Source organism: Archangium sp. (genome assembly GCF_036388035.1).
Lineage (GTDB): Bacteria > Myxococcota > Myxococcia > Myxococcales > Myxococcaceae > Archangium.
Map to the genome: position 1 here is coordinate 1 of NZ_DASVSO010000377.1, position 4,984 is coordinate 4,984.

The following is a 4,984-nucleotide window of genomic DNA, read 5'->3' on the forward strand; positions in this document are numbered from 1 at the left end:
GCCGACGTAGAGGCGCTGCACGCCGCTCGGGCTCGTGTACGAGAAGGTGCCGGAGGGGCTCGGGATGGGGGTGGACCAGAGCTTCGTCACCGTGGTGCCCGTGGAGGAGGTGGTGAGGTTCCAGCGCTCCACCCGGCCCTCCGCGTCGGAGGCGCCCAGGACGCTCACCACGAAGCCGTTCGTCACCGGCCGGGCGAACTGGGAGAAGGCGGGCACCGAGGCCGAGGGGCGGGTGGCCACGGCCGCGCTCCAGGCCACCGTCAGCTTCGTCATGTCGATGCCGTACACGGTGCCGTCGCTGTTCGTCACGAGCGCCAGGGGCGCCGAGCCATAGCGGACGAGGCCGAAGTCGATGTCCCCGAGGGACAGCCGGGCCTGCTCGGTGCCGGTGAGGCTGTCGAGCACCCGCAGCGAGGCCAGGGAGCCGCCGTTGGAGCGAGCGCCCACGTACAGGCGGTTGTTGGGGTAGTCGATCAACATGCCCCCGCTCACCATGCCGAGGTCCCCCGGGGCGTACGTCCACACGGGGGCGCCGGTGGCGGCATTGAGCGCCACCACCTTGTTGGCGGTGCCGGTGCCGAGCCGGGTGGCGAAGAAGGCGAGATCCTTCCCGGGGAAGGCGGCCTTGTAGGCCGCGGTGGTGGCGGTGGTGTTGTAGAGCTGCACCACGGGGAAGGACTGGATGGCGCCGAGCGAGGCGCCGCGCCAGAGGACCTCGCCGGTGTCGGTGCGGATGGCGTAGGTGAAGCCGGCCTGGTCGCCGGTGAGGATGTACTGCCCGGGCAGGCCGGAGAGCGGGACGATGGGGAAGCGGCTCTGCACGGCGCCCTGGAGCTGCACGGGGCGCCAGCGCTCGTTGCCATCGAGCACGGGGGTGGAGGTGTGGGTGAGGTTGGCCGTCACGCGGCCCGAGGTGTTGGAGCTGAAGATGCCCACGCCGAGCTCGGTGATGGGCTGCTGGAGCGTGGAGAAGCCGACGCTGTAGCACCACAGCGGCTGGCCGGGTCCGCGACCGGTGGGCGTCGACTTCAGTCCGAGCGACTGCGGCGCGTTGCCGGGCGAGTACCGGTAGAGCGCGTCGTGGTTGTGGACCCGGTAGACATACGCGGTGCCATCGGTGAGCCCGGTGTCGGCGAAGGAGGAGGCCACGCTCAGCTCATCCGAGTACGCCACCGTGGCATTGCCGAGCGACTCGCCCAGGGCGTAGCGCCGGCCGGGCTCGGGGGCGGTGTTGGGGGCGGAGCCCACGGCACGCAGCACGAGCACACCGTCATGATCGGCCGGGTTGCTCCACAGGAGCGTGTTGCGCTGGGGCCCGGCGAGCGCCACGAGGGACTCGACCTCGGGCAGCACGCGGTTGACGAAGAGGGTGACGGGCGCGTCCACGCGGAGGGTGTTGGTGGTGGTGCCGCTCACCTGCGTCAGCTCCAACTGGTGGCTGAAGGCCGTGTCGCTGGCGACGGTGCCGATGGCGGCGTAGTCGAGGGCGAAGGTCTTCTGCGAGCCCGGGGTGATGCCGGGCGCTCCGGTGGGGGCCGTCCACGTGTAGCCCCTGGTGGTGCTCCGGGTCCACCCGCTGGCGTCGTTGGCGAAGGGCGTGCCCGAGACGGTGAAGAAGGTCGTGTCCGGCACGAGCAGCTTCACGGAGCGGATCTCCACCGTGCCGCCGTTGTAGAGGGTGTAGCGGAGCGTCTTGTTCCTCGCGCCGGAGATGAGGGAGGCCGGCTCGAGGGCCAGCCGGTGCTCCACGATGCGCCCCTGCGCGGAGACCACCGGACCGGTGGAGAGGGAGACGCCGTCGCGAGTGGCGTCCGCCTGGCCCTGGAACTCGAAGGTGGAGCCGATGGGCCCGTCCATGCGGTACTTCCAGACGAAGGAGATGGAGGCGCCCGGGCTGAGCGACGTGGCGCTCGGGGGCGTGGGGCCGCTCAGCGGCGAGGGCGTCGCCGTCCCCACGAAGAGGGGCGCGCGCGGCACGACCTCCCGGTAGGTGCTCGTGGAGGGGTTGGACACCACGAGGCGCACCGTCACCGTGTCGCCGGGGGCGATGCTGGAGGGCAGGGCCTCGATGAGCGCCGGGAAGCTGCTCACGTTCACCTGGAGCGAGGAGGTCTGCGCGGAGCTCACCGCGGCGTTGCCCGCCGAGGCCTGGAGGATGGACGTCCCCTCCCCCGTGGCCTGGAGCTTGCCGGTGAAGGCCCCGGTGGCCCCGGGCGCGAGCGAGAGCGAGGCCGGCGAGAAGGCCACCACCGTCTTGTTGAACGTGGCGCTGCCCACCACCCCGGGGCCACGTAGGGTGATGCCGCTCTGGGTCACCAGCGAGCGGTTCACCACGACGAGCTGCACGGAGACATTGCCCCCGAGCTGGAGGGTGCGCGGCAGCACGGAGAGGCTCGCGGACAGGCCCACCCGCTTCCAGCGCGCCAGGGCCGGATCACCGGAGAAGGTGGTGCCGGAGCAGGTGTCGCGCGCCTCGCTCGCCTTCTTGCTGGCGTTGCCGGCCAGCAGCGTGTCGGTGGTGTCGGCGTTGGCGGCGAGCCCCACGAGCCGCAGCGTGAAGCGCACGGAGGCCCCCGGCGCGAGCCCCAGCGGCCCGGGCGCGCAGGCGCCACTCGCCGAGTACGTGATGCGGCGCTCCTTGCGATCAATGGTGCTCACCGTCCAGCCCACCGGAGCATCCCCGCCGTCGACGTCATAGGCGGTGCCATCGACCGCGAGGCTGACCTCGTTGATGGGACGGGTACTGGTGGAGGCGTTGCGCACCTCGAAGACGAGCGAGGAGATCTCCCCCATCACCGAGGAGCCGTCGACGGGCGTGACGGTCCACGCGTTCTGGGCGAGCGCGGCGGTGGGCAGCAGCAGGGACAGGAGCGCGAGCAGTCGGGCGTTCACGTCAGCGCTCCAGGGTGAAGGCGGTGGTGGTCAGGGGCGCGCCATCGACGAAGAAGCGCACCTCCCAGGAGCCACTCAGGCCGTGGGTGGGGATGTGGGTGGCGGCCACCGGCAGGCTGAAGACGAGCTCGCGCTCCTCGGTGGGAAGGGCCTCGACGGCGCGGGTGCGTCGCTCGTACGCCGCAGGGCCGGGGGCGAGGAACTCCGCGTCCACCGACGCCGCGTTGACGATGCCCCTCACGCGCAGCCGCACCTCCACCGACGTCACCTCGGACAGGCCTCGCGCGCCCTCGGGCACGTAGGTGACGTCCGCCACGCCCACCACCGGGGGCAGCGGCGGCGTGGGCCGCACCTGCGGGGTGATGCCATTCCACGACACCTCGGCGAGCACCACGGGCCCGGACTCCACCGGAGGCAGCGGCGTCTCCCCCGGCTCGTCGGGAGTCGGGACGGGGCCTTCGGCGCACGCGGCCAGCAGCAGGACCACCGACGCCATCATGAGCACTCTCATCGATGCACCTCCGCGTCCAACAGTCCCTGTCCCAGGAGCCGCTCGAGGAAGGACAGGCAGTCCCCGAGCACCCGCTCCACGTCCACGCCGTACTCGCTCGCCACCACGCTGGCGATGTCCCGCGCGGTGCGCCGGCCGTCGACCAGCTCCCAGACGCGCGAGGCCGTCTCGTTGAGGCCCCGAAGCATGTGGCCGTCCGGGTCCAACACCACGAAGTCCTCGCCGAAGCGCTGACCGTCCGCGCCCTCGCGGCGGCGGGGAATGCTGTCCGCCCGGAAGCTCATGGGCGCCCCCGTCCGAGCAGCGCCGCCAGCCCGCGCTTCACCACCACGCGCCAGCGGCCCCAGGGCAGCGGCCCCCGGTCCCACCGCGCGGGCGCGAGCACCTCGCCACCACGGCGCACGAGGCTCACCCGTCCCAGCAGCCGCGCGCGAGGCAGGGGCGGATCCTCCGCCGACACGTTGTCCCCGCGCAGCACACAGGCGTCCGCCTCACAGCGGCGCACGCGGTGCACCACCAGCGCGTGGGCGAAACGCGCGACCACCACCTCGCCGGGCCGGGGAGACTCCGTCAGCGGCTCCACGCGCGCCACGTCCCCCGAACGCAAAGAGGGCCACATGCTGTCTCCCCGGATGGGAATCCAGCACGGGCCCTCTTGCTCTGGGTGCGTCAAGTGCCGAGGCATGGCTGGAGTGCGATTCTACCGTCACTCCGGCAACACCCCAAATCGCCGCCCGTCTAAACCCTTGAATTGTCGAGGGTCTGGCGGGCTTTACCGACTATCCCCTTCCCCGCGGCTCAGGAGGCCGAGGGCGTCGAGGACCGGGAGAGCGCTTCACGCAGGGTACGGGCCACATGGGCGAGCTCCACGGCGAGGGGCTCTCCACCCGCCATGGGCTTGAGCTGGGCCTTGCCGCTCTCGCGCTCGTTCTGGCCGAGCACCAGCGTGTAGCGGGCCCCCACCTTGTCGGCGCGCTTCATCTGGCTGCCGAGGCTGCCGCCGCGCGTGTCGAACTCCACGCGCAGGCCCTCGCGGCGCAGCGTGCTGGCGAGCACGAAGGCGGCGTCCGCCGAGCCCTTGTCCGCCACGGCGATGAAGAGGTCCGCGGGCTGGGAGAACGCCTGGCCGCTCTGCTTGAGCAACAGACAGAACCGATCCAACCCGAGGCCGAAGCCCACGGCGGGCACGTCGGGCCCGCCCAGGCTCTTCACCAGCTTGTCATAGCGACCGCCGCCGCCCACGGTGCTGGCGGTGCCCAGCGCGGGGTGCGAGGCGATGAACTCGAAGGTGGTGCGCGTGTAGTAGTCGAGCCCGCGCATGATGCGCGCGTTGACCACGAACTTGATGTCGAGCGCGGTGAGCTTGCGCTGCACCTCGTCGAAGTGCGCACGGCACGGCTCGCACAGGGACTCGAGGATGTTGGGCGCGGCGTTGGCGATCTGCTGGCAGCGCTCCTGCTTGCAGTCGAGCACGCGCAGCGGGTTGCGCTCCAACCGCTTCTGGCAGTCGCCGCACAGCTCGTTGACGTGGCCGCGCAGGTACTCCACGAGCCGGGTCTGGTAGACGGGCCGGCACGCATA

5 protein-coding genes are annotated in these 4,984 nt (G+C 71.7%); all 5 read right to left on the reverse strand.

The window, feature by feature from the left end; all coding sequences use genetic code 11:
- Positions 1-2,892 (reverse strand): PQQ-binding-like beta-propeller repeat protein (locus tag VF697_RS15380; protein ID WP_331095655.1); only part of this gene is annotated, 2,892 nt, incomplete at its 3' end.
- A 1-nt stretch (position 2,893) separates the two neighbouring features.
- Positions 2,894-3,403, reverse strand: a complete 510-nt coding sequence (locus VF697_RS15385; RefSeq protein WP_331095657.1) for a hypothetical protein — start codon at positions 3,401-3,403, stop codon at positions 2,894-2,896.
- Positions 3,400-3,687 carry a PqqD family protein gene (locus VF697_RS15390; protein WP_331095659.1) on the reverse strand — a complete coding sequence of 96 codons (288 nt, stop codon included), beginning with the start codon at positions 3,685-3,687 and terminating at the stop codon, positions 3,400-3,402. The genes VF697_RS15385 and VF697_RS15390 overlap by 4 nt, the downstream gene beginning before the upstream one ends.
- Complete coding sequence (locus VF697_RS15395; RefSeq protein ID WP_331095661.1) at positions 3,684-4,088, reverse strand: S24/S26 family peptidase; 405 nt, start codon at positions 4,086-4,088, stop codon at positions 3,684-3,686. Before VF697_RS15395 ends, VF697_RS15390 begins: the two co-directional genes overlap by 4 nt.
- 113 nt (positions 4,089-4,201) lie before the next feature.
- On the reverse strand, positions 4,202-4,984 hold a 783-nt coding region (locus VF697_RS15400; protein WP_331095663.1), incomplete at its 5' end, for a His/Gly/Thr/Pro-type tRNA ligase C-terminal domain-containing protein.

What these genes read in the sequence shown, in the direction of transcription:
- VF697_RS15385 (WP_331095657.1), bottom strand. Translation starts at nt 3,403, where the DNA reads ATGAGAGTGCTCATGATGGCGTCGGTGGTCCTGCTGCTGGCCGCGTGC.
- VF697_RS15390 (WP_331095659.1), bottom strand. Translation starts at nt 3,687, where the DNA reads ATGAGCTTCCGGGCGGACAGCATTCCCCGCCGCCGCGAGGGCGCGGAC.
- VF697_RS15395 (WP_331095661.1), bottom strand. Translation starts at nt 4,088, where the DNA reads ATGCCTCGGCACTTGACGCACCCAGAGCAAGAGGGCCCGTGCTGGATT.